The organism is Microcystis sp. LE19-84.1B (genome assembly GCF_027531875.1).
GTDB classification, from domain to species: Bacteria; Cyanobacteriota; Cyanobacteriia; order Cyanobacteriales; family Microcystaceae; genus Microcystis; species Microcystis panniformis.
Genome location: NZ_JAPZSR010000079.1, coordinates 1 through 26,381, shown reverse-complemented (window position 1 = coordinate 26,381; position 26,381 = coordinate 1). Strand labels below are relative to the sequence as shown.

The 26,381-nt window shown below is 40.4% G+C and carries 19 protein-coding genes and 2 pseudogenes; 7 read left to right on the top strand and 14 right to left on the bottom strand.

The features are described from left to right. The first annotated feature begins 23 nt into the window (after nucleotides 1-23). The 3 genes from secY to O9324_RS04375 all read left to right on the top strand — a co-directional run bounded on the left by secY (nucleotide 24) and on the right by O9324_RS04375 (nucleotide 3,165). A complete protein-coding gene (secY, locus tag O9324_RS04385) occupies nucleotides 24-1,343 on the top strand; it encodes a preprotein translocase subunit SecY (protein WP_287630632.1) in 1,320 nt (439 codons plus the stop codon). Nucleotides 1,344-1,413: 70 nt separating this feature from the next. Then, nucleotides 1,414-1,980: an adenylate kinase gene (locus O9324_RS04380; protein ID WP_288139566.1), complete on the top strand. Its 567-nt coding sequence runs from the start codon at nucleotides 1,414-1,416 to the stop codon at nucleotides 1,978-1,980. Nucleotides 1,981-2,169: 189 nt separating this feature from the next. Next, nucleotides 2,170-3,165, top strand: coding sequence for a lysylphosphatidylglycerol synthase transmembrane domain-containing protein (locus tag O9324_RS04375; RefSeq protein ID WP_002767441.1), 996 nt, complete (start codon nucleotides 2,170-2,172; stop codon nucleotides 3,163-3,165). Between the two features lie 453 nt (nucleotides 3,166-3,618). On the opposite strand, the gene O9324_RS04370 is transcribed toward O9324_RS04375, so the two are convergent. The 6 genes from O9324_RS04370 to O9324_RS04345 all read right to left on the bottom strand — a co-directional run bounded on the left by O9324_RS04370 (nucleotide 3,619) and on the right by O9324_RS04345 (nucleotide 9,745). Then, nucleotides 3,619-4,518, bottom strand: coding sequence for an NAD-dependent epimerase/dehydratase family protein (locus O9324_RS04370; RefSeq protein ID WP_288139565.1), 900 nt, complete (start codon nucleotides 4,516-4,518; stop codon nucleotides 3,619-3,621). Continuing rightward, nucleotides 4,511-5,623, bottom strand: coding sequence for a glycosyltransferase family 4 protein (locus O9324_RS04365; protein ID WP_288139564.1), 1,113 nt, complete (start codon nucleotides 5,621-5,623; stop codon nucleotides 4,511-4,513). Before O9324_RS04365 ends, O9324_RS04370 begins: the two co-directional genes overlap by 8 nt. A gap of 51 nt (nucleotides 5,624-5,674) precedes the next feature. Next, on the bottom strand, nucleotides 5,675-6,751 hold the full coding sequence (locus O9324_RS04360; protein WP_288139563.1) for a glycosyltransferase family 4 protein: 1,077 nt from the start codon (nucleotides 6,749-6,751) through the stop codon (nucleotides 5,675-5,677). 60 nt (nucleotides 6,752-6,811) lie between these two features. Next, complete coding sequence (locus tag O9324_RS04355; protein WP_288139562.1) at nucleotides 6,812-7,762, bottom strand: methyltransferase domain-containing protein; 951 nt, start codon at nucleotides 7,760-7,762, stop codon at nucleotides 6,812-6,814. Between the two features lie 17 nt (nucleotides 7,763-7,779). Beyond that, nucleotides 7,780-8,661, bottom strand: a complete 882-nt coding sequence (locus O9324_RS04350) for a class I SAM-dependent methyltransferase (protein ID WP_288139561.1) — start codon at nucleotides 8,659-8,661, stop codon at nucleotides 7,780-7,782. A gap of 73 nt (nucleotides 8,662-8,734) precedes the next feature. Continuing rightward, nucleotides 8,735-9,745 (bottom strand): glycosyltransferase family 2 protein, encoded by a 1,011-nt coding sequence (locus O9324_RS04345; RefSeq protein ID WP_287629527.1) that lies wholly within the window; start codon nucleotides 9,743-9,745, stop codon nucleotides 8,735-8,737. Between the two features lie 461 nt (nucleotides 9,746-10,206). Between O9324_RS04345 and O9324_RS04340 the strand changes: the two are divergent. Beyond that, nucleotides 10,207-10,700: pseudogene (locus O9324_RS04340) on the top strand (ISAs1 family transposase); the annotation flags it as partial. 416 nt (nucleotides 10,701-11,116) lie between these two features. Here the strand turns inward: O9324_RS04340 and O9324_RS04335 are convergent. The 5 genes from O9324_RS04335 to O9324_RS04315 form a co-directional block, all read right to left on the bottom strand. Continuing rightward, on the bottom strand, nucleotides 11,117-12,463 hold the full coding sequence (locus O9324_RS04335) for an ABC transporter substrate-binding protein (protein ID WP_288139560.1): 1,347 nt from the start codon (nucleotides 12,461-12,463) through the stop codon (nucleotides 11,117-11,119). A gap of 20 nt (nucleotides 12,464-12,483) precedes the next feature. Continuing rightward, complete coding sequence (locus O9324_RS04330; protein ID WP_288139559.1) at nucleotides 12,484-13,194, bottom strand: PspA/IM30 family protein; 711 nt, start codon at nucleotides 13,192-13,194, stop codon at nucleotides 12,484-12,486. Nucleotides 13,195-13,301: 107 nt separating this feature from the next. After that, nucleotides 13,302-15,914 carry an ABC transporter substrate-binding protein gene (locus O9324_RS04325; protein ID WP_288139558.1) on the bottom strand — a complete coding sequence of 871 codons (2,613 nt, stop codon included), beginning with the start codon at nucleotides 15,912-15,914 and terminating at the stop codon, nucleotides 13,302-13,304. A gap of 32 nt (nucleotides 15,915-15,946) precedes the next feature. After that, complete coding sequence (locus tag O9324_RS04320; RefSeq protein WP_288139557.1) at nucleotides 15,947-17,311, bottom strand: DUF1822 family protein; 1,365 nt, start codon at nucleotides 17,309-17,311, stop codon at nucleotides 15,947-15,949. Between the two features lie 16 nt (nucleotides 17,312-17,327). Then, nucleotides 17,328-18,476: a sigma-70 family RNA polymerase sigma factor gene (locus O9324_RS04315; protein WP_288139556.1), complete on the bottom strand. Its 1,149-nt coding sequence runs from the start codon at nucleotides 18,474-18,476 to the stop codon at nucleotides 17,328-17,330. 245 nt (nucleotides 18,477-18,721) lie between these two features. Here O9324_RS04315 and O9324_RS04310 point away from each other — a divergent pair, with 245 nt between their 5' ends. From O9324_RS04310 to O9324_RS04300, 3 genes are all read left to right on the top strand, one after another. After that, complete coding sequence (locus O9324_RS04310) at nucleotides 18,722-19,816, top strand: fatty acid desaturase family protein (protein WP_288139555.1); 1,095 nt, start codon at nucleotides 18,722-18,724, stop codon at nucleotides 19,814-19,816. A gap of 151 nt (nucleotides 19,817-19,967) precedes the next feature. Further along, entirely contained in the window at nucleotides 19,968-20,501 is a 534-nt protein-coding gene (gene pgsA / locus O9324_RS04305) for a CDP-diacylglycerol--glycerol-3-phosphate 3-phosphatidyltransferase (RefSeq protein WP_288139554.1), read from the top strand. Between the two features lie 134 nt (nucleotides 20,502-20,635). Then, on the top strand, nucleotides 20,636-21,727 hold the full coding sequence (locus O9324_RS04300; RefSeq protein WP_288139553.1) for a calcium-binding protein: 1,092 nt from the start codon (nucleotides 20,636-20,638) through the stop codon (nucleotides 21,725-21,727). 379 nt (nucleotides 21,728-22,106) lie between these two features. On the opposite strand, the gene O9324_RS04295 is transcribed toward O9324_RS04300, so the two are convergent. The 3 genes and pseudogenes from O9324_RS04295 to O9324_RS04285 form a co-directional block, all read right to left on the bottom strand. Next, the gene (locus O9324_RS04295) at nucleotides 22,107-24,359 is read right to left on the bottom strand and encodes a PBP1A family penicillin-binding protein (protein ID WP_288139552.1); all 2,253 of its coding nucleotides are present in this window, start codon (nucleotides 24,357-24,359) and stop codon (nucleotides 22,107-22,109) included. A gap of 121 nt (nucleotides 24,360-24,480) precedes the next feature. Next, nucleotides 24,481-25,005, bottom strand: a complete 525-nt coding sequence (gene ilvN, locus O9324_RS04290; RefSeq protein WP_002743360.1) for an acetolactate synthase small subunit — start codon at nucleotides 25,003-25,005, stop codon at nucleotides 24,481-24,483. 49 nt (nucleotides 25,006-25,054) lie between these two features. Next, nucleotides 25,055-26,245: pseudogene (locus O9324_RS04285) on the bottom strand (RNA-guided endonuclease InsQ/TnpB family protein); the annotation flags it as partial. Nucleotides 26,246-26,381 lie beyond the last annotated feature (136 nt).

Genomic DNA, 26,381 nt, shown 5'->3' with positions numbered 1-26,381 from the left:
AACTGCACTAGAGGTAACTGTTAATGGTCGTCAGTCGTGATAAGGCTCCCACGGCACAGGAAACGTTTATGCAAATGGCACAAGCGGCCGGTTTACGCGGTCGCTTGTTGATTACATTGGGTTTACTGATTCTGCTCCGTTTTGGGATGTTTGTACCGATACCCGGTTTAGATCGGGCAAGATTAGCAGAAATTATTCAAGGTAACGCCGCTTTGGGAATCCTTGACCTGTTTACCGGGGGAGGATTATCGACGTTGGGGATTTTTGCCCTCGGCATTCTTCCCTATATCAACGCCTCAATTATCGTGCAACTGCTCACCGCTGCCCTTCCTTCTTTGGAAGATTTACAGAAAAATGAAGGAGAGGCAGGAAGGCGAAAAATTGCCCAAATTACCCGTTATATTGCCTTTGGTTGGTCAATTATTCAAAGTATCGGTATTACTCTTGGTTTATTGGTGGCTAACGGCGTTGTGGCCGGAACTTTACCCTCGATCGCCGCTACGGTTCTCGCTTTAGTGGCCGGTTCTATGTTCGTAATGTGGATTTCGGAACTGATTACGGAACGCGGTCTGGGAAATGGGGCATCTTTGCTGATTTTTGTCAACATTGTCGCCGTTTTACCAAAAACCCTCGGTGATACGATTACTTTTGCTCAACAGGGTGGCCGACAAGCGATCGCTCAAGTGGTGATTCTCTTGCTGGTTTTCTTGGTGATGATTATCGGCATTGTTTTTGTTCAGGAGGGAACCCGTCGGATTCCTATTGTTTCTGCCCGTCGTCAGGTGGGTCGTCGTCTCTATCGGGAAAGAACCAGTTATCTACCCCTACGACTCAATCAAGGGGGCGTGATGCCGATTATTTTCGCCTCGGCAGTGTTGGTGTTACCTTTCCAATTGGTGCAAGCTTTACCCACGGATAACCCGGTCGGTCAGGTTTTAGTTCAGTTGGTCAATGCCCTGCGTCCCGATAGTTGGGGTTATGTGGCTTTTTATAGCTTACTAATTCTCGGTTTTAGTTTCTTCTACGCTTCCCTGATTGTTAACCCCAAGGATATGTCCCAAAACCTGAAAAAAATGGGAACCAGTATTCCGGGGATTCGTCCGGGGACCGCTACTACTAATTATCTGGAAGGGGTGCTGAATCGTCTCACCCTTTTGGGCGCTCTCTTTTTAAGTTTGGTGGCTACGGTTCCGACTTTGGTAGAAAGCGCCACCGGTGTCACCACTTTTCGCGGTTTGGGGGCAACTTCCCTGTTAATTCTGGTGGGGGTGGCGATCGATACGGCGAAACAAATTCAAACCTATGTCATCTCTCAACGCTATGAGGGCATGATTAAACAGTAGTTAGATAGTCAGCCAGTGACCTTTTAGCGGTTACTGGTTATTTTTTTCCTTAAAACCCTATATTTAATCCATGAGCAAACGGATCGGTGTGATATTTTTGGGACCGCCCGGATCGGGAAAAGGGACCCAAGCGGCAAAATTAGCGGAATCTCTGACGATTCCTCATATTTCTACCGGTGAAATTTTACGTCAAGCAATTACAGAGAAGACAGAACTTGGTCAGCAAGCACAAGCTTATGTGGAAAAGGGTGAATTAGTCCCCGATGAGTTGTTGTTAGGTTTAATTCAGGAACGTTTAAAACAGCCTGACAGTGCTAAGGGTTGGATTCTTGATGGTTTTCCCCGCACGGTGGCACAGGCGAGATTTTTAGACGCATTACTGGAAGAATTGGCCGATAGTTACACATTTGTGGTTAATTTGGCTGTACCAGATACGGTCTTAATTGAGCGTCTGATGCAACGGGGTCGTCAAGATGATACTCAAGAAACGATCGCCCGTCGCCTACAGGTTTATATCGACCAAACTGCCCCCGTTTTAGATTATTACGGTCAAAAAGGGACTCTTAACCATATCGACGGTAATCAACCGCTGGACGCGGTTACGGCGGCTCTAACAGCAGTTGTCACTCCTGGGTAAAGTTTCCCTCATTCAGTCATCAGTCATCAGTTATCAGTTATCAGTAGGTTGGGTTGAAGCATGAAACCCAACGCCCGATTATGTTACGCTACCGCTAACCCATCCGACAAATAATTGTGCCTCCCTACTTATCAGTTATCAGTTATCAGTTATCAGTTATCAGTTATTAGTTATTAGTTATAATTTAATATGAAATATCTTAAATTTATCTTTCTAGGTTTAGGTTTTGTTTTACTAGGGGTAATTTTGCGCCAAACAAATCTGCAAGAAGTTTGGCAACAAATCACCCTAGTCGGTTGGTGGGGAATGACATTAGTAATTATTTTTTACTTCCTAGAATTCCTCACCGATGTTTTTACTTGGCAACTAACTTTTAAAAGTATTCCTATCCAACCTCGATGGACAATTCGCCTATTATTAATTTACATGGTAGGGGCAGCCTTTAATCGCGTGACTCCCTTCGCTTCTTTGGGAGGAGAAGGTTTTAAAGCAGTGATGTTGAAAACTCACTATCAGATTAGCTACAAAGAAACCAGTGCCTCGATCATTCTGACCAAGACATTAAATACTGCTTCCCTTGTCTTCTTTGCAATTATCGGTTTTTTTCTGCTCCTAGCTTCCCCAAAATTCTCCAATTCTTTTAAAACTTTTACCGGATTAAGTCTTGCTATATTCTCCAGTTGTATCCTGATATTTTTCTTGATTCAGCGATTCCGTTTATCCTCCCGAATAGTTAATCGATTAGGTCATTCTTTTTTAGGCGATCGCCTAGCTAAACCTTTAGAAAATCTTCGCAGTGTCGATGATCGTTTAGGAGAATTTTACCGGAATCTGCCCCTATTTAGAAATGGCTTGATCGTCGGTTTTCTCAATTGGCCCCTCGGAGTTTTAGAAATTTATGTTTTAATGCAGTTTCTCCAACATCCGATCAGTTTTGCCGATGCTTGGTTATTTGATTCTGTTGCCCAATTAGTGCGCGCTGGAACCTTTTTTATTCCCGCTAATATCGGTACTTTAGAAGGTTCTTTAGTGCTGCTGGGTGCTTCTTTAACTGGTAGTCTAGAATTAGGTTTAGCGATTTCTGTAATTCGCCGGGTTAAAGATATTCTCTGGATTATATTAGGTTTATTGATCTGGTGGTTATTTTCCCTAAGACCGACTTTACCCGATCGCCCTTCAAAATAATATACAGCTTTTCTCACAAAGCTGCATCTCAAATTTGTAGAAATACCGACAATCAGCAATGATCCGTAACTTTTAAATTATACTAAATCCGCTTATTAAAAACTGATTATTTATTCTCCGTTTTGCATGAGTGCCTCTTGCATGAGTAGCCTATACTCAACGGATTTAGTGTTAGTACAAATATATCTAGGGCTTGCTGAATAAATCTAAAAACCTTGTTGGGTAAGACTTTTAGACTTTTTTTACCTCAAAAAGTGCCGACCATTGGAGGGATCGGGGGTAAAATTCAGATACTTTTTCCCTGAAAATTGGGTAATTGACCCCCTCAAAATCGGTAAAACCCTACACCCCCCAACCACCCCCGATCCCCCCGATGTCGGGGGGGCAGGGGGGGTGGGGGTTGGGGGGGCCACACCCTGTCCCCACCAACAAACTTTTTGCCGCAAACCCTAGTTAAATTATGCCTTGGAAGCGCATTAATTCTATCTCTTGTTGTAGTCCGGCTTCTAGAGTACGAGGAGTAAACCCTAAATCCCTTTTAGCTTCTTCGTGGGCATAAGCTTTGTCTTCTTGTAATCGCAAGATTTGTTCTCGTCGCACTGGTGATTTTTTACCTAATGTTTTTTCTAGTAGGGTAGCTGACCAAATGCCAAAGTTCAAGGGAAAGGACAGGGGACGCACCGATTGGCCTAATAATTGTTCTATCAAGAAAATTAACTGACGGAAGGAAACAATACTACCTCCGGAAAGATCGTAAGCACCTTTTATATCAGGACATTCCCAGACTTTTAACAACATCTGGGCAATGTCATCAGCGTGAACTGGTTGTAACAGGTTATCACCAGAGCCAAAAATGGGAAAGAATCCGTAGCGGTGACAGAATTTAATCAATTTGTGTAGGTTTTTATCCTTAGGGGTGCCATAAATCATTGTCGGTCTCAGCAGACAATAAGAAGCAGGATACTCTTGTAAATAATTTTCTGCTTGTTTATACTCGGCAGAATATTCATTATATTTTGAATATATTCCTGTAGTTCCAATAATAATTAATCGGGGAGTTTGTTGGATTTTTTTTAGACTATTAAGTATAGTTGGTACTTGTCGAAGTTGGACGAGATGGATGATGGTTTCAAAACTATTTTCCCTAAAAATTCCTTCCCAAGTTTCTGAGATAGAGCTATCGCCAAAATCGTAGGTTAAATTCAGTCCTAGACTATCTAACATACTGCGATCGCTAGTGGGTCGAATTAAACAATGTATTTCTATTTCAGGCTTAGTAGATGCCAAATGTTGCATGAAAAAACCACCGGGCAATCCCGTAGCACCTGTGATTAATATTTTATTCTCAATCATCATTTTTTCTCCTTTTGGCTAAAACTTGCTGATAAACCTGAAAGGTTTTTTCAAACATCTTCTCAAAAGTATATTCTGCTTCGTAGCGGTTGCGTCCTGCCGCTCCCATTTTAGCTCTGAACTGTTGATCAAGAACTAATTGTAATAGTCTCTGGTGTAACGTCTTAACATCTCCTCGCGCTACGGTGTATCCGGTTATTCCTTCCACAATTGCTTCCGATGCTCCACCCACATCTGATACAATTACTGGTAATCCCGCTCTCATCGCTTCGATTGTGGTGCGAGGAAAACCTTCCCAATTAGATATTAAAGTAAATACTTGGGCTTGAGCTAGGACTTCAGCTACATTATTACGAAAACCTAAAAAGTTAACTCTGTCGATAATTTTTAGCTCCTTAGCTAAGGTTTTAATCTTTTCTAAATCTGGACCGTCTCCGACTAAATCCAAATGGGCTTCGGGAATATTTTGAAAGGCTTTCAGTAAGGTGACATGGTCTTTTTGCTGATCAAATCTTGCCACCATAACAATACGAACAGGATTAGCATCACTAGGATTAGCTCTCAATTCTGCGGGTAGATCTGGCATCCCATTATGAATGGTCAATAATCGCTGCGGTTGCATACCAGTTTTTATTCCAATTAATCGATCTTGTTCCGAAACACAGATAATTTTATTAGCTAAAGGTTCTGTAATTTTTTCTAACCACTGATAGATAGTGCGACTCGGCTCTGGTACACCTCCTGTAAAAGCCCAACCATGGGCGGTAAAAATGCAAGGAGTCTTGCTTTTTCTGGCCGCTAATCGTCCTAAAATTCCGGCTTTACTAGAGTGAGTACTGATAATATCTGGTTGGAATTCTGCAATAATTTGTTTGATAAAATTCAAGGTTTGCCAGTCTTGAATTAAGTTAATTTTTTTGCCGAAGTATTGACAAGATACATTGGTTATGTTGCCGCTCGTCAGATCGTCATTATAAATGCCTTTTATTCCAGTAACAACTAAGACTCGATGGTGAGAATCTTGCAAAAATCTCGCTAAATCTCGCACATGAACCTGTGCGCCTCCAACGGTATCTGCTCTAGTAATAATAAAAAGTATTTTCATTTCATGCACAGTTTAGATTCTTGATTTATGGATAATTTTAGAAAAACATTTTTAGGTTTTTAAAACTTGATTAGCTTTTTGTAATAGCTGCAGCATTTTAGGGGCGGTTATTTGAATATTATACTTATCTTCGACAAGTTTTCTGCCAGCCAACCCCATACTTTCTCTTAAATCTCGATCATTTTTCAGGTTTTGAAAAGCTTGCAACCATTCAGCTTGACTACTAGCTTGAAAGCCGTTGATACCCTCCTTAATAATCTCTGCGTTCACCCCCACTGGTGAACCAATAACTGGGCGAGTAGATGCCATATATTGGATTAGTTTAAATCCGCATTTTCCTCGCTCAAATGCTGTATCGGTAAGGGGCATAATCCCCACATCAAATTGTTGCATCTCTTTCACCTCGGTTGCCTCAGACCAAGGCTTAATTTCTAAAGGGATATCCTCTAGATTTGTCTCTTTGGCACCAATAGCAACGACTTTGGCACCACCATCTCGACAAATTTCTTTTAAAACAGGATAAAGTTCTTGTATATAATCGACAAACTTCAATGGACTTCCTATCCAGCCGATGGTAAAGACTTCATTTTGAGGAGATCTTGATAAGGGATAGCGATCAAGATCGACGACGGTGGGTAATATTTCTACCCATTTAGCTCCTGCTTGTGTTGCTCTGTTAGCTAAGTAATCATTTCCCGCAATCACTAAGCGAGCATTCTGCATTACTCGATCGATTTTCTGTGCCAATAGCCATCTAACTACAGAAGCAGAATGTTGATCGTAACGGTGGAATACTGCGTCATCATAATCAACTACATAAGGTGTTCTTCCTCTGAGAAACAGTAATTCTAGCCAAGCTGGTAGCCAAGGTAATGCTTCCTTTTCCAACCAGATTAAATCGTATTTTTGAGATTTCAACAGCAGCGAAATTCTCTGTTGATAAGCAGATAATAATCTCGATAAAGGGTATTTTTTCCCTAAGTAGCGAGTTCTAAGATAATCATTATCTAATAAAGGAGCGGTCTCAACCTCTATTCCCTCTTTTTTCAAATAAGGCAAATATTGGTAGGTACGATAGCGGCTACTAGCACCTAAAGTATCGTAGCGACTGAATAACAAAATTTTCATCACTGTTGAGGATTTAATTAGATTATTTTCCTGTATAAACTGGAGAATTGAAGATATTCTTTAGGTATGGCGAAGATGATTAGCCCCTTTATATCTCTCAATAATCATTTGATCCGAAACTACTTTCTCAGGAGATTTTTCTCCTAAGAAATATGTACAAGAAGCCCCATCGAGAGCCTGAGGATTATTTTTGAATAGATAGTCAAAATATTTAAGCCAAGAAAATACTAATCTCACTATTGCTTTAGTTAATAATCTTGAGGTATTATTGTCAGCAAAACATAAAGCGAAATGTTCGATAGACCAGACTAAAACTGTTCCAGGTCCAGCAACTAAACCACTGGAAATTTCTGAAAAATAGTTAAACAAGCGCCGATGACCAGAAAGGGTATATCTGGTAAAATCATAGGCCCCTTCATGAACCTGCTGCATAAAGGGAATTTCTGAATAAATTACCCCGCCATCTTTGAGAACTCTGTGCATTTCACTAACGACTTTTTCGGGGTAGAGAACGTGTTCTAAAACTGCTGTAGTAATAATACCATGAAAAACTTGGTCTTGAAAAGGAAGATCGTGAGCATCACAGAATAAATCAACATCTGCATTAACATCAACATCGGAATATATCAATTTGATATTGCTATATTCTGACATTAACCTATCCAAATCTCTTTTCTGATTTCCTCCACCCACAACCAAGACATATGCTAAGGTAAACTTTTCTAAAGTCTGAGCGAAATTTTGAATCCTCTCAATATAGTTTAAGGTGATCGATGGACTAGGGACAATTTTTGAGAATATATTTTTTTCTTTTGGACTATGATTAGTCACCGTATTAGTATAAAAAGAGGGAGAAAAAATTTTATTATCTTCTCGAATGAATACCGGTTTATTATTGACAATAGCAAATTCAGAATTACAGTTTTTGCAAATAATCTGATGATCATCAAAAATTAATTGACTACTTTGGCACTTAGGGCATTGACTCAACGTCTCGATAAATTGTTGCATTTTCTTACTCCGATCGATTAACTAAAAGTCTGCTTTTTCTCAAGAAACAAAGTTACACTGGCAATATACTTAAGAAAAAATATAGATAAAAACTCCAAGATAAATGAGCTATAATGGTTGGTATAGATTGATTTTGGTGTTCGTTTCATTTTCTTGTCTAGGTATAGTTGATAAAGTTCCCTCGTATATCTGAAAGATGTTCTTAAATTAGATATTTTGCCCATATTTAAAGTCTCTTGGTAGCTAATATAGTTAGTAAAACAATGTAAATAATACGTAGGTTTTTCAGTCCAATCTTCCCAGGATATACCCGATTCTTTAGTCTGACGATGAAAAGTCCCTAAACCTAAAGTGCTTAAGAATTTAATGTTATCAAACAAAAAATCAAAATTTTTAACCTTATGAACTAAAGGTAAATGAATATGCCATTCCCAGAGAACGTTAGACAAGGAAAATAGATGTACAGAATATCCATTCATTTTTAATGTTCTAGATAGCTCAAGAAAAAAAAGTAGATGATTCTTGACTTGTTCCACCACTTGGTTAGAAATAATTACATCAAAAAAATTATCTGGATATTGCCACTTTTCATCATCATAAATTAAAGTTAGTCTTTCATGCCAATCTACCTCAGAAAAATTCTTTGATAGATTTTCAATTGTTTCATCCATAAACCCCTTTTTTTGAACACCATGATTAACCACGTCTAAACCATAGACTTTCCAATTAATATTTGGCTGTACACAGGGAAGATTTTTTGTCAAGTATGCAATCAATTGTCCGTTACCACAACCAACATCTATAATTTTGACTTCTTGATCAGTTAAATGTCTGTAAGATTCAGTATTGATTATACTTAATAAATGTTGATAATTAGTACGATTTTCTACATTCTTCATAGACAGTTTCTAACCCGTTTGACTTGTTAATTTCTCAAATACGTTCATGCAAATATTATTCGAATAAAAAGGATTATTCGCAGTCTTTTAAAATTCTTTTCAAGGTTTTGTAATCGGTATGTAAATGGGTATTGTTTCTAACAACTAAACCTCGTACAGTCCCCCAAATCCAAGATAAAATCAGCCCAGACAAACCAAAATTATCATAAATAACTCTAGCGTACTCCTGCTTACAATTCGCTAATTTTGACTTATCTTGATAGGAACTGCTGGCACCACCAAGTCTAAAAAAAGCAATTGTAGATTTGTCTTTGATTGACGATGCACTCATCTTATAAATCTTTTGATTAAGGTCGAAATCAGCATATATTTTATATTTCGTGTTGAACGGAAGTTGATCAAGTAGGTTTTTCTTAATGAATAGTCCTTGCGGACATAAAGTATTTTTGAACACAATCAATGGATTATATCTACTGATCCGTAGCTGACCGTTATCCATAATTACATTGCCATGAATTATGTCCGTATTGTTTAAACTTGCTTTTTGAATAGATTGGCTAGGTATATTTAACAATATATCATCGCTCCCCAGGTAGTAAATGTAATCTCCTTGACTCAATTTCCAACCTTTATTCATCGCATCATATATACCTTCGTCAGGTTCGCTTAACCAATAATCTATCTGATCATCATACTTACGAATAATATCAATTGTGCTGTCCGTAGAACCTCCGTCTATAATAATGTACTCAACATTATTGTAAGACTGGCTAATGACACTCTGAATTGCTTGCTCTAAGTGCTTTTCTCCATTAAAAACTACCGTTATAATAGTAACCAAAGGAACTGCAAATTTTTCCGATAACTCACTTGTCTCTGGGTAGGAATGCTTGAAATATCCCTTTGTTCTTAATCCTCCTTCTCCCCTGCGTTCTGGATTTGGTGGCAAAAATAAATGAGATTGCACTTTTGTAGAAGGATCGTTAATAATAGCAGGCCTCTCCATCGTTACTCGGCGAGTTGTAGAGAAGTTAGCATCTAGCTCGATAAATTTTTTCTCTTGCAATGGTGGCTTTATTGTCATATCTTATCTTGATACTGGCAAGCTAAAAGCTTTGTCATCAAGATTACAAACTAGCTCAGTTTGTAATCAGCCCTATAGAACTAGAAAGATTATTGTAGCTCTCTCATACTTGCCAAAATACTATTAAACTAGCCTGCGGGTTATATCAGCTAATGTGATTAGCTAAAAAAATTAACCTCTAGACCTAGAGAAATTGTACCTGATCATGAACTTATTGTCAAGAAAATTTTTAAACAGCCCATACTAGAAAGCCAACGGCTCTCCCGGTATAATGAATGGGAAAAAATGTTCGCAGGTAGTGATCCGATAGTAGTGGCGTAGCTCTCTTGCTTATCTAGCCTGAGTTGTGTAGAATATTGACTAATAAAAATAATTACCTGACAAATGTCAAGAATTTGCTTTTTATGATTGCTGTTTTTATCAATATCTTGTCTTGGATCATTAAATTTTGGTATTTTGGTAAAGGAAATCAGAAAAATCTTTATAAGCGAATACAAGACCTGAGTAATTCCTCAAAGGCAGAAAGTTGCTTTCTTGAACAAGATAATAGTCATGGTCGAAAAATATCAAGAAAAATAGAAATTTTTAAAGTCAGGAAAAATGAAAGACAAGGGTTGGAAAATCTGCGAAGACTTATTAAAGTAGAAAGAAGGGGTAGTCGCGGGGATAAAACTTATGAAGAAACAGCTTACTATATCAGTAGCCTAACCGAATCCGCCCAAGTATTTGCTAAAATTATTCGAGGACATTGGAAAATAGAAAATCAGTTACATTGGGTAAAAGATGTAATTTTTGAGGAAGATAAAAGCCAGATCAGTGATTTTCAAGCGGCCAGCAATTGGTCAATTCTCACAACTATAGGATTGCATCTTTTCCTTTGGGTTTTCTCTCAATAACAGAGGGACAGAGGTGGTTAGCTGAACGTTGGAAAAAACTGATAGTTTTATCGACGTAAGAAGCAGAAAAATTAGCTAAATTAACAGGATTTACTCTCAAACAATTTCAAGAGAGATAGGCTTTTAGTGGCTTGGGAACAGGCTTTATCAATTTATTAATAATAAATTTGGCAGAGGATTAAAGATTAGTTATTGTGACTAACTCTTTTGGTTAGAACAAGATAAACTTGAGAATCTTCGGTCAAATTTATTGACTTAAAATTAGCTGTACTTAATTTAAATGAATCAACCCTACCTTAGCCCCCCTTGATAAGGGGGAATCTGACAATTTTTAAAACCTACCTACTTAGGCATATTTTAACATATTAGCCATTCATTTCTTACTCAAGCTTGAACATTGAAATAATCGTAATTTTTGCTCATTTTTTGGGGGGAGAGTTGGCAACTCTCCCGACTTTGGTGGACTAGGGACTTTTTAAGGTAAAGGGACAAACTGCTCACCGGAGGGAGTCGATCGCACTTGAATTAAGACCGGTTGACCAACGCGATCGCCAGTATTGGGATCAAAGCTAATTTTTCCGGTGGCCCCTGTTTGATGAAAACTGCTGGAACGCAGCCTGGATTGTAGGCCCTGACGTTGAGGATTTTCCCTTAAACCGGCAATAATCACCCGTGTAGCGTCAAAACTGGTGGCTGTGCGCCAACTAACTGGACCGCGCCACTGTTCCTGCATAAGATTGGCAAAAGTCTGGTTAACCGAGGGGTGCCAGGGTGCGGCAAGGGTTAAACCCTGGGCGTTTTTGCCGCCATCTTCGAGGGTGCGAATATTGTAGAGGGTGGGACTACTAAACAGAGGCAAACGCTGACGATTGGAGCGAATAACCTCAAAAACGGGATCGAGACGATCAACATGAGCGACGACAAATAGGCCGTTAGCACCCCCAGAAATCGCCTGATTAAGGGCTTGATCGGCCTTAAAATTGGGGACACTCAGATCACAGACAATCGGCACAATTTGACCGCCTTTTTTCGCCACATTAGCCATCAACTCATCTTTAAAGGAAATATTATCGGGAGCTTGAGAATCGTAGCAAAAAGCAATTTTCTGGACTTTAGCAGTATTTACTATGTAATTTGCTAATTTTTCCGTAATTTTGCCGTTAGAAGTCACCAGACGAAAGATATAATTTCCCGCACCGGAGAGATTATTAGCCAGGGAGGTGGGAGAAATCATCACCAAACCGCCTTTTTCGTAGATAGGAGCGGCGGCTAAACTGGCATCGGAGGCATTATGACCGATAACAGCGATAATATCGGGATTTTTGACTAATTCCCTGGCTACCTCTTTCGATATCTGCGGCTGATTATCGTCATTAACCACGATAACCATCAGTTTTCTGCCGTTGATCCCCCCCTGTTGATTGATCTGGGTTTGTGCGCTGGCGACTCCTCGCAATATTTCCTGAGCGACGTTGGGATTAGTTGCAGGCACAACAACGGCGATTTTAAAGGGATTTGAGCCAGTTTGCAGGTTGCTGAGATAAATTACGCTTTCGGGATCGTTGGGACGTTGAGCGAGGGATTTTTGCAGGAGTCCCTCTGCTTCTTGGTGATTACCTTGGACAATAGCAGCGATCGCTGATTCTTTGGTGGTGTTAGAATTAGTTTTGATCAGCAGATGATTGCCGTAACTGATGCGGGGATTATCATCGACTTTTGGGGCAAATATTGCCGAGATTTGGGGAAAAAGAAACCAACCGATCAACCCCAGTAAAATATATGAAATTGGCGGTAAGCTCGCTTTTTTGCCAGTCTTTGTCATTGCTTTACTCCTTAACTTTGCTAATTGAATTCGGCTAAACGGCGGTTAATTTCGTCATCAAGGCTTAAGAAATCGATTTCTTGAGCTAATTTCTCGCTATAGTTCTCGCTTAATTCACTATAGGCGTTTTCTTTTCGATAACGGTCGTTAATCGCTTCATTGGCATCCTCAAAGCGATCGCGGGAGGTATTGAGGTTGAGACTACTGTCAAATTCGTTTATTTTACCTAAAGCCTCATTCATGGAACTAATCGCTTTTAAGTTGCTCATTTCTAACTTATAATGCTCGATTTTTTCCTGCTCTTTACGAAGTTTTTCCTTAGCAGCAATGACCACTTTTTCCGCATTATCGACCCGATCTTTCATGGCGGGTAGAATTTTTTCTAGGGAGATAACCTTAGCCATAGCAAGTCTTGCCGCTTCTTGAAGGCCTTTTTTTTGAGCGGTGACAGCCTGCTGCAAGTAGTTTGTGTGTTCCTGTTTTTTTGCCTCGTATTGTGCTTGAGCCGATTGCTGGGCCGCTACTACTTTCGCCACCGATTCTGTTAATTCCGCTAGGGATTTTTGCATCGATTCTAGGGATTCTCTGGCCGATTCTACGGCAATTTTGCCGCCGGATTCGATGGGAATACCCCACAACCAATTCCAGATGGCAACGAGAGAATTTCCTGCCTTATCACCGATCAGCCAAAAAATCAAGGCTTTTGGGGTTAATTTTTTTAACAATTTCATGCCGTTTGTCTCCTAGAGGTATTACCTGTTAATTAGGAGTGATGGCCAACTTTGATGCAGTGGATAAGGTTAAGTTTTGTAAAAAGTCTTGACAAGGATAGGAAGGTTTAGAGTGGACCGGCAGATTTAATGGGAGCGAGGGGGACAAATTGACCATTTTTGACCTGTAGAATCAAGTTGCGGCGATCATCAGGATTATTATTCATGTTGCGGACACCATTCTCATCGAATCTAACAGTGCCAGTCATTCCTTCGATAGAAAAATCGTTTCTTAAAACTTGATTTAATGATTCTCGATCGAATTTTTGTCCTTGTTGGTATAACTGTCGCAAAGCGGTGAGGATAACTTTAGTCGCATCGTAGGCCATGGGAGTGCGCCAAACATTGATCTTATTTTGCCAAAAACTGTGGATATAATTATCTCGTGTGAGATCATACCAAGGCACGGTGATAACTAAATTTTCTACCCCCTGTTTACCTTCTGCAAGGGTGAGATAACTTTGAAAAGTGGGGGAACCTAAAGTTACTAAGTTTAACTTTTCTGCGGGACGTTGCTTAAAGATATTAGCGGCTCTTTTCAGATCGTTAATATAGGGAGCAATCATCAGGATATTTACTTGATATTGAGCAATTTTTTGATAAATTTCCTGTTCATCTAAATTAATTTTTGGTTCGATATTGCAGTCAAAATCTTCATCTTTAACGAATTTTTGAAACTGCTGACCGAGAAGAATATTTCTATATTTTTGAGCGAAGTTAGTATTATCCCCAGAGCGATTATCATAACAAATTAAATTAGTGGGGTTTTGGATAATTAGCTTCTCAGTTTGTTCGCGGATATATTCACTTAAGGTTGTGGCAAAAGTTTCCATCTCAGGAACCATTTTATATATATAGCCATTGCCAGAGATTTTCGGGGAAAAGCTGGTGGGAGATAGGGCAACAATTTTCCCTTGTACATAGATATCTTTGGCCGCTTCACTAGCAGCAGAAGCATTATGACCAACCACTGCTATAATTGAGCGATCCTTAACAAATTTTTCGGCTCGATCTTTGGCATCTACGGCGCTATTATTATCATTAGCGACCACTACCTGTAGAAAGTGAAAATCGTGGTTTTTGGCCTGTTCATCGTTTAACTCCTGTTGGAATAAAGCAATACCTCGTAAAATTTCCTGAGCAATTTCTGGATTATTACCAAGAGGAACACTGGTGGCAATTTTTAAGGAATTTCTGTCTTGATAGGCCGCACGAGCGTTATTATAATAGATGCGAATCTCTGGATTATTGGGCAAGCGATCAAGGGATTTTTTAAAAAGCTGAATTGCTTGTTTATATTCTTTGTTTTTAAAAGCTTGTCTTCCCCGTTCAAGACTGTTATCTTGTCGATTTGTCTTTAATAATATTTCTTCACCTAAGCTAATTTCTGGGTATTTACTAGCATCATCGGAAAATACTCCTCCCCAATATAAAACTGATAAAGTTACCAGAAGACTTAAAATAAATAACAGAGCTTGTTTCCAACGAATAGATAGACGTAAAGGCCAACTTTGCTCATGATTATTTTGGTGATTTTCCTCCGTATTTTCAGGGGGTAAAGGTAAAATCAACGGTGGTTCTTCAGGATTTTCTATCAAACGAGGCAGCAAAGAAGAACTAGCAGCATCCACCGCAAATCCGTGTAATTTTAAGTCTTGTCGAGCGATTGTTAAGGATTCTTGTAGGGATTTATGTCCAAGAAAATTGGGAAGAAAAACTTCTAGAAATCTCAAAGCAACCCGCACGGCGATCGGTTCTTTCATAACAATAATATGGGGTACTCCGATATTAGCCAACTGACGACCAATACCTAACCCATCGCAGGAATTACAGATAACAAGTTTTAAGCCTTTTTTAACAGCTATTTCTAGGGAATTTCTTAAGTTATGTTCTGGAGATAAAGCCGTATCATTATCAATGATAAAAACTCCATCATGTCCGTCGCTACTGGTTTGACTATGACCTAAATAAACTACAATATCCCATGGATTTTTGATCAACTCATTGTGAATATTTATCGTTGAAAGAGGAGGGTCTGAACCAGGACTTAATATTTGCATAGAAACCTTATCTTGGTTTCCTAGTACCGTTTGCAAACTGGATAAACACAGGGAAGTATGCTTGTTTTCGATGTCAATATTGCCCAAAATTACTAAAACCTTAATTGCGGAAGTAAAAGTACGTTCTCTCGGGGGATCTATCTGGATAGTAAGAGCAATTTCCACATCGGGAAACCATTTGTGTAAAAAATTCCAACACTCCCAGGGAATTTGTTGTAAATCAAAGTGGGTAGTTTGGATAAAAAATCTTACTTCTGACTCAGTACCTATATGGAACAAGATATGATTTTGTATCGAACTCAGAGAACTGGAATTTAGCCATTCATTTAAGCTATCTTTTAAAGTTTTAGTGGCTTTTTTGAGGTTGTCTCTAGGATCACCTACCGCTGCATGGGTGATCATGCTATGAGGAACGGTAATTCCTAAACTGGGTTGACTTTTTACCCAATGATAATAAGCTCGACGATAATTTTGCAAAGCGTCAGCAATGTCAAGGTTAGGGACTAATTTCCCGTCAGCAAAAGGTGCTATCAAGAGATGATTGTCACGAATTTCTAGAGTGACGGAAAATCCCGTTTCAAAACTGCCATCACCAATTTTCAGAATCACAACTCTGCTCATGTCTTTACCCTTGACATTTTCTGCTATCTCTATTAAATCCTAAACTGTTCGGTAATGCTACTGTCCCCTAAACTTAGGTTAACATTAAAGCGATCGTCGGCATCAGCTAGAAAATAAAGCTGTAGATAGCTATCTAAGGGTTTCTCCCTTGCTATTGCCTCTAAACTGGGGATTAATTGGCCTATTTCATCGCTAATTTGCAAAGATAAACCGGGGGGTAGCTTGGCAAAATTGTCCATGGCATAGGCACGAATTAAGACAGCAATTCTCTGGTCACTGGTCGATAAAACTCCCACCATTAAAGCGATTTTATAACCCATTAATTGACTACCCACATCGAGCATTTTACGGATAGCAGCATTGGGATAATGAGGATCGATATTCCAGAGATATTCGGCCGCTTGCCAGCGAATAGTTTCATCTTGGGTTTGATGTTGTAGTTTTGCTAAAGCTTCCTCTGGGGTTAAATGTTCCGAAAATTCCACCTCTTTTTGACTAGCATACAGTTGTCTAATTTCTCGCTGAATATCTGCCAGAGATTCTCGGCTGCTGATTTTTTCAGCAGCCAACAAAAAACCCGGATTAATTGGACGATAATTGTCGATAGTGCTGAGGATTTCCTGCCATTTCTCTGTAATAATTCCCTGCAACCATTGACTAAGTTTGGTGGGGATTACCTCTAAACGCTGCTGATAAAGTTTTTCTCGCCATTGTTGATTATTCAACAAAGCTAACCACTGCTGACAACTAATATCTAATCTCGGAGAATAGGGTGAAACTTGACCTAACTTTTTAATTAAATTTTCTGCTGTTGCTGGCGATAACTTTGCTAGAGATTCCAGTTTTCCTTGTTCACTCTCTCCCTCTAAACAACTCTGCCAAAGAATATCTAAATCATCAATAATTTGCTCACTGTCCAAATAATATTGATGGTAAATTGGATCGTATTCTGCGAGATTTTTAACATCTTTTCTGGATATAAAACCCCAGATATTGAGGAATTTTTCTGCTAAATCTACCTGCACCCCTAGATAAAAATCGGCCGCTAAATCGGGAATATCAACCCATTCTTGCTCTATTGTCAATCCCTCAATGTCAATAGTTTGACTGGGAATAGTAGTCACTTTTTTATCTTGAATTTGCCAAGTAAACCCGTTAATAAACTCCCAAAGATACTGATGGTTTTTAGGTGTTGTTTGAAGGGAAAAATCAAGATTATCTTTCAGCCAATTGCTTAAGCATATTTGGACTAAGTAATTAATCAAAGCCTGATTTTTGGCGGTTTGATTAGAGTATTGACCGAGAATCGATCGAGCTTGTTTAATCTCTGTTTCCGAAAAAGTTAGCCAAAGGGATTTCGGGTTAATTTGTTGCAAAATATCGAGGTTGACTTTCATGGTATCTCCTAACAGATTAGATTTGAGTTAAGTAGGACTGACAAAAATATTCCAGATAAGCATCGATCTCTTGTTTTTGCCGAGATTGTAATTTAATCTCATTTAACAAACTAGGACAATCTTTGCCTTCCCTTGCACAGAGTAGCTGATAAAATTTTTTACATAATTGGGTTATTTCTCGACTAATAGTAGATGAGTGAACTCCCAATCGATTAGCGATCTGTACCTGTGTCATCTTTTGATGATAGTAACAATAGACAATCTGTTTAACTTCCTCCTCTTGAGTGATCAGTAACTTCTTAATATCTTCCTGGATTTCTTGCTGTTGTAGTAAATCGTTACTTGGCTTCTTGCTGGAGAGATTTTCCCAAAAGTAATTGCTATTATCGTCATAATTAGTAGGCTCAAATTTAGAGTAAGGAGGATCGATATGATTACGCATTATCTCCCCTATTTGATTGAGTTTTGCTTGCACTTCCTCAACGGTGAGAATAACTTGCGGTTGTAACTGCTGTAGGCGATCGATTACTTGTTGCCAATCTTCCTCTTGCCATTTATCTAATGATCTAAGAGAAGCTTTTTTAACCTCTCGAAAACAGTTAAATATTAGCAGGTGATTCTCGGTCAAGATACCCGATGTTCGTAAAACTTTTTGAATTTTATTCGCACTAAAAAGACTGACTATACCGAGATTAGTCCTGCCAATAGTTTTATACTCTCCTCGCAGGAAATTATAGAGAGTATTTCTCAATTTTTTGTCTGTCCATTTTTCTAAGATTAAGCGAAAAAATCCCGGTTGGGTCTTTTTATCCTGAAAGTTACCGTAAAAATTGCTAGGATTGTTGGTGATTGCCGTGGTCAGCAAATTCAGCAAATAGTAGAATAGGGTTTCATAATCAGCATCGATCCGATGGCCAACATTTTGATAGACCCTTTGAGTTACCATAGAGGAGCGATATTGTAAGAAAACCATCCAATGGGACTTGACTAATTGGTTATTAGGATCATTCTGTAAGCATTGCCACAGATAAAAATACACCGCTTCATCATTGGCCGCGCTTCCAGCGATCGCATCGATCGATTTTCTTAATTGTGGCACTTCGCACCAGAAAACTCGATCGCCTTCAATGGCTTTAATAGTAGTATAAAAGTACCTAACGATCATTTCTATCACCGGCTACAGGTATCTGATATCTGATTAGGTAAAAACCGAGGATTTTCTGCAAGAGTAGCAAACAAATTGAGCGATTGCCTTGCCAAGCGCACCTCTTTCTCTGACAATAGATCAGGGACTGATGAGAAATTATCAGTTATAGTGAGACAGCCTTAGCAAACCAGTAAAAGAATCATAAATTAACTCTGAGCTGCCACAAATAGCCGTCATATCAACTTCTAGGACAAAAATTAGGAATGCGAGTAACTTTTACCGAAAATCAGGGTTTTAGAAAGGAATTGAATAAACGGGTTGATGCTTATTTTACCGAAAACGGCATCCCCACCAGAGATAATTTTGCCATGTACCTGAAGACGATCACGATTTTAACTTGGGTAATTGCCGCTTGGCTATTTGTGCTTTTTGGTCCAGATATCTGGTGGCTGAAAATTATCGGTTGCATGGTTTTAGGAGGAGGATTAGCAGGAATCGGTTTTAGCATTGGTCATGATGCTAACCATGGCGGCTATTCTAGTAAAAAATGGGTTAATTCTCTCCTTGGCATGAGCTACGATTATATCATCGGTACTTCCAGTTATCTCTGGCGTTTTCGTCATAATTATCTCCATCATACCTACACCAATGTTTTAGGGTACGATGTGGAAATTCACGGCGATGGTATCGTGCGAATGACTCCCCATGCCGAGCATAAATGGTATCATCGTTATCAACATTTATTTATCCCGATTCTCTACGCTATAATTCCTATCTATTGGTCATTCTCCGATGTGCGCTCTATTCTCTTTGGTCATCGTTTTGGCGAGATTAAAATTCCCAATCCTAAACCGATCGATCTATTCGTTTTATTGAGCGGAAAACTTGTTTATCTCTTTTGGTTTATTGGCATTCCTCTCTTAGTTGGTTATAGTCCCCTAGAAATAGCGATCGGTTTTCTCATTGCTTTTATGACCTATGGAGTGCTTGCCTGTCATGTATTTATGTTAGCTCATGTTTTGGAACCCGCCGAATTTATTCAACCCTCGGCAGCTAACCAAATCGAAGACGAATGGGCAATCTTTCAAGTGCGAACTACCGTAGATTTTGCTCCTAAAAATATCTTTTTAAATTGGTATTTAGGGGGATTAAATTATCAAGTTGTTCACCATCTTTTCCCGCAAATTTGCCATATTCACTACCCCAAAATTGCCCCAATCTTAGCGGAAGTTTGCCAAGAATTTGGCGTTAATTATGCCGTTTATCCCACCCTGCGAGGTGCTTTAGCTTATAATTATCGTTGGCTCAGACAATTAGGCAATAAACAAAGTAATTTCGATCTCAAATTAGCCAGCTAAATATCAGTTATCAGTTATCAGTTATCAGTTATCAGTGATCAGGTGTGAGTTTTCAGTGAATAGTATTAAGCGACAAGCTCGCAGCTGCCTTTTTACTGATTAATGTTGACTGATTACTGATTACTGTTTACTGTTTACTGATCACTGAAAAATGAACCTACCCAACTCGATTACCCTATCGCGACTCTTGGGACTGCCATTAATTTTATACTGGTTGCACCGAGGCACAGAAATCGATCGCTGGTTAAGTTTAATTATCTTTCTGATTGCTGCCAGCACCGATTGGCTCGATGGTTATCTAGCGCGAAAATTAAATCAAATCACCGAATTAGGTAAATTTCTCGATCCTTTGGTCGATAAATTGCTGGTTCTCGCTCCCCTCTTAGCTCTGATTGAAATGGATTTAATTGCTGCTTGGGGAGTATTTTTGATTCTCGCTCGGGAATTAGCGATCGCTGGTTGGCGTATTAATCCGAATTTAACGGGAAATAGCGACATAAAAGGGGCTAATTGGTGGGGAAAAAGCAAAACAGTCAGCCAAATTATCGCTATCGCTCTCTTAATTGCTCCCTTGCCTTCTGAATATAACTTAATTTCTCAGATTGCCTTTTGGCTATCAGTAGCATTAACTTTAATTTCTGGCGTGATTTATATCACACCCAGCCGAAAATTAACCCAAAATTGATAAAAATTTAACCATTAGCAACAATTCAGGAAACAAACCTAGCAAACACGGTTGCATTTTTTTCTGGGTGTGTAATAATCGGGTAGAATATTGTCAAAATCCTCAGGTTCAAACATACCACTCAAAAAAAAACTATGTCCACTACATATATCTCTGCTCCGACTGGCTCCACCACGGGTTATACCATCGATAGTACCACTTTCCCCCCAAGTCTAGCAGCTTTTTGGAAAGCCGCTCCAGCCAATCTCGACCTAGCCGTTTCTATCACTACCACAGTCACCGGTAGAAATCTTACTGCTTTAGGTAAAATCTCTGGACGTTCCGCTTGGTTACTTCGCAACGGAGTCGGTCAGACTGACGTGGCGAGTGCTAACCTCTCTGGTTATAAAAGCACCCCCCCTTTTTCACAAAATTATTTTCTTCCTGGCGGAACTGACACTTACGTCGCCTCTACTTTTGCAACCGGTCCGGCAACCCATATCCTCGACTTTGGTGGTAATCAAAGGTTTACTAAAGCACAAAACCAAGATGCCGCTAGCGAAGAAATTGCCATGTTGGGTAACCTTGGTCCCTTCGTACTTAGAGGTGCAAATGGTAACGATACCCTAACCGGTAGCATGATGGCCGATACCCTGTTCGGTTTCGACGGAAACGATAGCCTAAATGCTGGTTCGGCAAACGATAGCCTAGATGGTGGCAATGGAAACGATACCCTAATCGGTGCCAATGGAAACGATACCCTAATCGGTGGCAATGGAAACGATAGCCTAGATGGTGGCGCGTTATCCGATACCCTAACTGGTGGCGACGGAAACGATACCCTAACTGGTGGCACGGGAGTGAATACCCTAGATGGTGGTAATGGTGCTGATACATTTGTATTTACCAATCAGGGTAATCAGACAGTTTCCCAATTCATTACCGGTGATAATGATGTCTTCGCATTTACTGTTAGTGCTTACGGAGGCGTTCCAACAGCGGGTACGACGGCAGTTGTTAGTGATGCCGCTACTGCTGTCAATGCTTCTAGCAGTATCATTGTTGATACTTTTGATAATATTGAGGCCTTGGGGAATACTAAATCATCAATTCGTTTTGCCTTCGCCACCGATACAAAGACCCTCCTCTATGACTTTGACAGTGACTGGTCAACCCCCAACATCACCGTTGCGACAGTTACCTCGATTACTGGTACATTAGCTGCTGGTAACTTCGCCTTCATTTAATTCCTTGTTTGAATAGACAGATACTGGGTGTGTTAGCTAGGGCTAAGACACCCTTATTACTTTAATGGTGAAGTGGGAAGTCTCTGGTTTTAGGGAACTCTGGAACAGGCAACGGGAACAGTAGCTAGGGTCTGCTGAATAAATCTAAAAACCTTGTTGGATAAGACTTTTGGACTTTTTTCCCCTCAAAAAGTGCCAGCCATTGCGGGGATCGGGGGGAAAATTCCGGGACTTTTTCCCTGAAAATTAGGTAGTTGACCACCTGAAAATCGATAAAACCCCACACCCCACCTGCCCCCCGATGTCGGGGGGGTTGGGGGGCCACACCCTGCCCCTAGGAAAAGCTTTTTGCCGCAAACCCTAGCTAGTAGTATTGGGATTAGTTTTGTGTGGTGATTAACTGACGGTGATAATCGCCCCATAACCGGGCTGCCTGTTGACTACTGCCGGAAGTGGGAGAATTATTATCATTACCTAACCAAATGCCTGTCACCCAGTCGCGCCGGGGAAGATAACCGATAAACCAGAGATCCACATAATTATCCGTAGTTCCCGTTTTACCCGCTTCTCCCATGCCAATACTAGCAGCACCTCCTGTACCATTGGTTATCACCCCCCGCAATAAACTATTCATCGTTTCGGCGGTTTTAGCTGAGATTACCTGCTGATTTCTATCGCTATCTTCGCCATAGTCATAAATAACCCGACAAGTACTCAAATCCTCCACATTTTTACAGTCGGAAGCGTCGAGAATGCGTTTAATGGCGTGGGGACGATTCCAGCGCCCGCCATGGTCAAAAACCGCATAAGCGCCGGTCATTTCCAAGACATTTACCTCGCTTTGCCCTAAAATTAGCCCCGGTACGGCATTTAAAGGTGATTTCACCCCCAAACGTTCCGCCACATTGACCACATTGCTTAATCCTGCCTCGCGAGCAATGCGAAGGGCAACACTATTTTCCGATCGCGCTAAACCTTGAAACATATTGACCCCCCCGCTACTACGTTCACAGGGAGAATAGGCTTGTCCTTGCCAAGAGAGTCCAGCGCAGGTATAGGTTTTATAGGGCGATATTCCCTTTTCTAGGGCGGCAGCATAAGCAAATACCTTAAAAGTGGAACCGGGTTGACGTTTAGCTTGGATAGCGCGGTTAAATTGGCTTTTTTGATAATCAACTCCCCCGACTAAAGCGAGAATTTCCCCGGTTTGACTGTTTAAGGTAACTAAAGCACCTTGGGAGTATCGATAGCGGGAACCTTGATTTAAAATATGAGTTTTTAAGCTTTTTTCTGCGATCGCTTGCAGCCGGCGGTCTAAACTGGTTTCAACGATAAAATTGCCCTCTTTCGCCACTTCTTCCCCTAAAAGGTCTTGTAATTCCTCGAAAACGTAACTATAAAAATATGGTGCAATTGTACTAGATAGGGATTTTTTGGCTTGGGGACTGATTTCAATGCGGGATCTGCGAGCGCTGGCGGCCGCTTCCGGGGAAATCATGCCTAATTGAGCCATGCGATCGATGACACGATTGCGTAATTGTACAGAAGTGTCGTAATCTTGAATGGGATTAAATCGATTCGGGGCGGGTAACATAGCCACAAGGGTAGCAGCCTCGGAGATATCTAAATCTCTAGCGGATTTATCGAAATAAAAGCGGGCCGCATCTTCAAAACCGTAACCGGCCAGACCGAGATAAACTCGATTGAGATAGGTTTTGAGAATTGTATCCTTACTATAGACCGCTTCTAATTGTAAAGCGACCACAGCCTCCCGGATTTTGCGATCGGCAGTATTTTGGCGACCGACTTCCGGGAATAAACTACGCGCTAACTGTTGAGTCAGGGTACTGGCCCCCTGATGAATGCCTTGACGTTCCCGATTAATCATAACAGCCCGGACAATCCCCAAAGGATCAACGCCAAAATGCCAGTAAAAACGACTATCTTCGGAAGCGACAAGCGCCTTGGGCAAATAGGGAGAAAAATCGCCCAGATTATCTAATTCTTGGTGAGTTTCCTGTCGCCTGGGATTGAGGGGAGTTTGACCATCCCTAGGGTAAACCACCACTGGACCGCTCACCCCGGAAGGGAGTGGATAAACATTAACTTTGCGACTTTCCCAGATAATCCCTAGAACCAATAAACCGAAAATACCACCCGCACCATAGAAACCATAGCGCAAAAGTCGCGCCCACAGGGGAGGGGGACAGTAGTAGGAGATGGTGACACAATTGGCTAAGTCTGGGGGGGCCAGGGTAAAAGTATCACCATGACGCAGGGAAACGCTTTTCAGACGACGTTTACCCATATAAACCCCGTTAGTGGAGTTTTCATCTGTGAGCAGGAAATTATGGGGATTTTTCGGGTCACGCTGCAGGGAACAATGAATCTGACTCACTACGGTGTTACGGATAGTAATATCACAGGAACTGGAACTACGGCCCAACAAATAGCGATCGCCGATAAGGGGATATTTGCTTTCCCCGCTGCCATTCTCGTTTTTAATGCGTAATTCGGGAACTCTCGCCCCTTTTTTGAGATTTACCGCCTGAAAATTCACCTTTCCTTGCAATTTCTGCACGGCAACGGTGACAAGTTGACTAATTTGGGTTTTCGGCGACTGGTTAGACATAGTTTTTATCGGTTATCAGCTTCTGAAGGCAATAGGCAAGTGGGGGAATGGGGAAGTGGTAAATTTCAACTAAAACCCTAACACCCTAACACCCTAACACCCCAATTCATCCCCAATATGCCTAAATTGCCATTTTAGCCTCTAAAGCTTTCAGGTATTCCGTATTGACTCCCGACTCGCGAATCAGAGCAATTTTACCGGTACGGGCCACCTCGCGAACGCCAAATTTATTCAGCATTTGCATAATCGCCACCATTTTACCCGGATCCCCCACCACTTCGATGGTCAGGGTTTCCTCGGAAATATCCACAATCCGCGCTCGGAATACCTGCGCTAATTCGATCACTTCCGCTCGGCGCTCGGCGGTAGCATTAACTTTAATCAGCATTAATTCCCTTTCCACACAAGGGGTTTGGGTGATATCCTGCACCTTAAGGACGTTAATTAATTTGTAAAGTTGTTTGGTTAACTGTTCGATGCTGTCCTCGTCCCCTGGTACTACCATCGTAATCCGAGAAACTCCCATCTGTTCGGCAGGACCCACGGCCAGACTTTCAATATTAAAGCCGCGACGGGCAAATAATCCAGCAATACGGGTTAAGACTCCCGCTTCATCTTCAACTAATACGGATAATGTGTGTTTCATGGCGCTCTATCTGCACAACCTAGATTCAACTATTTTGACACTCCCTGCGCTAAAGCGACAGGGATTCTTGGTTCAAAGAGATTACTTGCTTAGACAGAATTACTTCTGAAAAAGTAGAGGTATTCTCTCCCCAAGCGTTCATCGGGTCTAGCCCGAAAGTTCCCGTATGCCCTACGGTACTTAACCCTTTTTTAAGGATATTAATATCGGCGTTTTCATCCCTATCTAAAACACACCCACACTTACACTGATGGGTTCTAGTCGATAAAGATTTTTTAACAACTTCACCACAGTTTGAACAGTTTTGGCTTGTATAGTTCGGTGGGACAGCAATCGTTATCTTGCCGAATTTAACCCCAAAATACTCCAGCCATTCTCGAAACTGATACCAGACCGCATCATTGATCGATTTAGCTAAACAATGATTCTTGACTAAGTTCTTAATTCTTAAATCTTCGTAGGCTATCACATCGTTAGAGCGAACTACGCACCTTGCTAACTTTACAGCAAAGTCTTTACGTTGCCTACTTATTTTAAGATGAGCCTTAGCTAATCTTTGTCTAGCTTTTTGACGATTTTTACTTCCCTTTTTCTTTTTAGATAATCGTCTTTGAAGTCGTTTTAATCTTTTCTCGGACTTTTTTAAAAATTTAGAATTGTCAACTTTATTACCTTCATGATCAGTATAAAAAGAAGCTAATCCCACATCTATTCCGATACACTTACCTGATGGTTTAACATCCTCTTTTACTTCACAAGAGAGAACAAATTGACAATAATAGCCGTCAGCACGTTTAATAAGCCTAACTCGTTTAATGTCAGACTGCTGAAAGTATCCTAAGTCCCAAGTCCCTTTTAGTTTAAGTGTTCCAATCTCCTTTTTATCACTGAAATGAATGGTTTTAGGGTTAAGAAGCTTCCATCCTGTTGTTTTATATTCAACCGAGCGGGAAAACTTTTTAAACTGAGGATAGCCTTTCTTTCCGATTACCTTCTGCTTACAGTTGTCAAAGAAACGGGAAATAGAAGACCATGCCTTTTCAGCCGATGCTTGCCTTGCTTGGGAATTTAACTCATCAGCAAATTTAAAGTCGTGCGCTAAAACCCGACAATAAGCTGATAGATTATACTTATTTACACCTTTGTTGTCCATCCAATACCTTAAGCATTTATTACGGATGAATTGAGCGGTGCGGATAGCATCTTCTATAGCCTGATACTGTTTTAATTTAGCTTTAAGTTAAACTAAGCCGAAGCGTCACCGCTTCGACTTGTCTTCAGAACGGAACGTGAAACTTTCGCTTCATTCCGCTCCTCAACTACATGGCTCTTTTCATGAGTACCAGTCATATCCTGTGCAGTTTTCAGGTCATGGC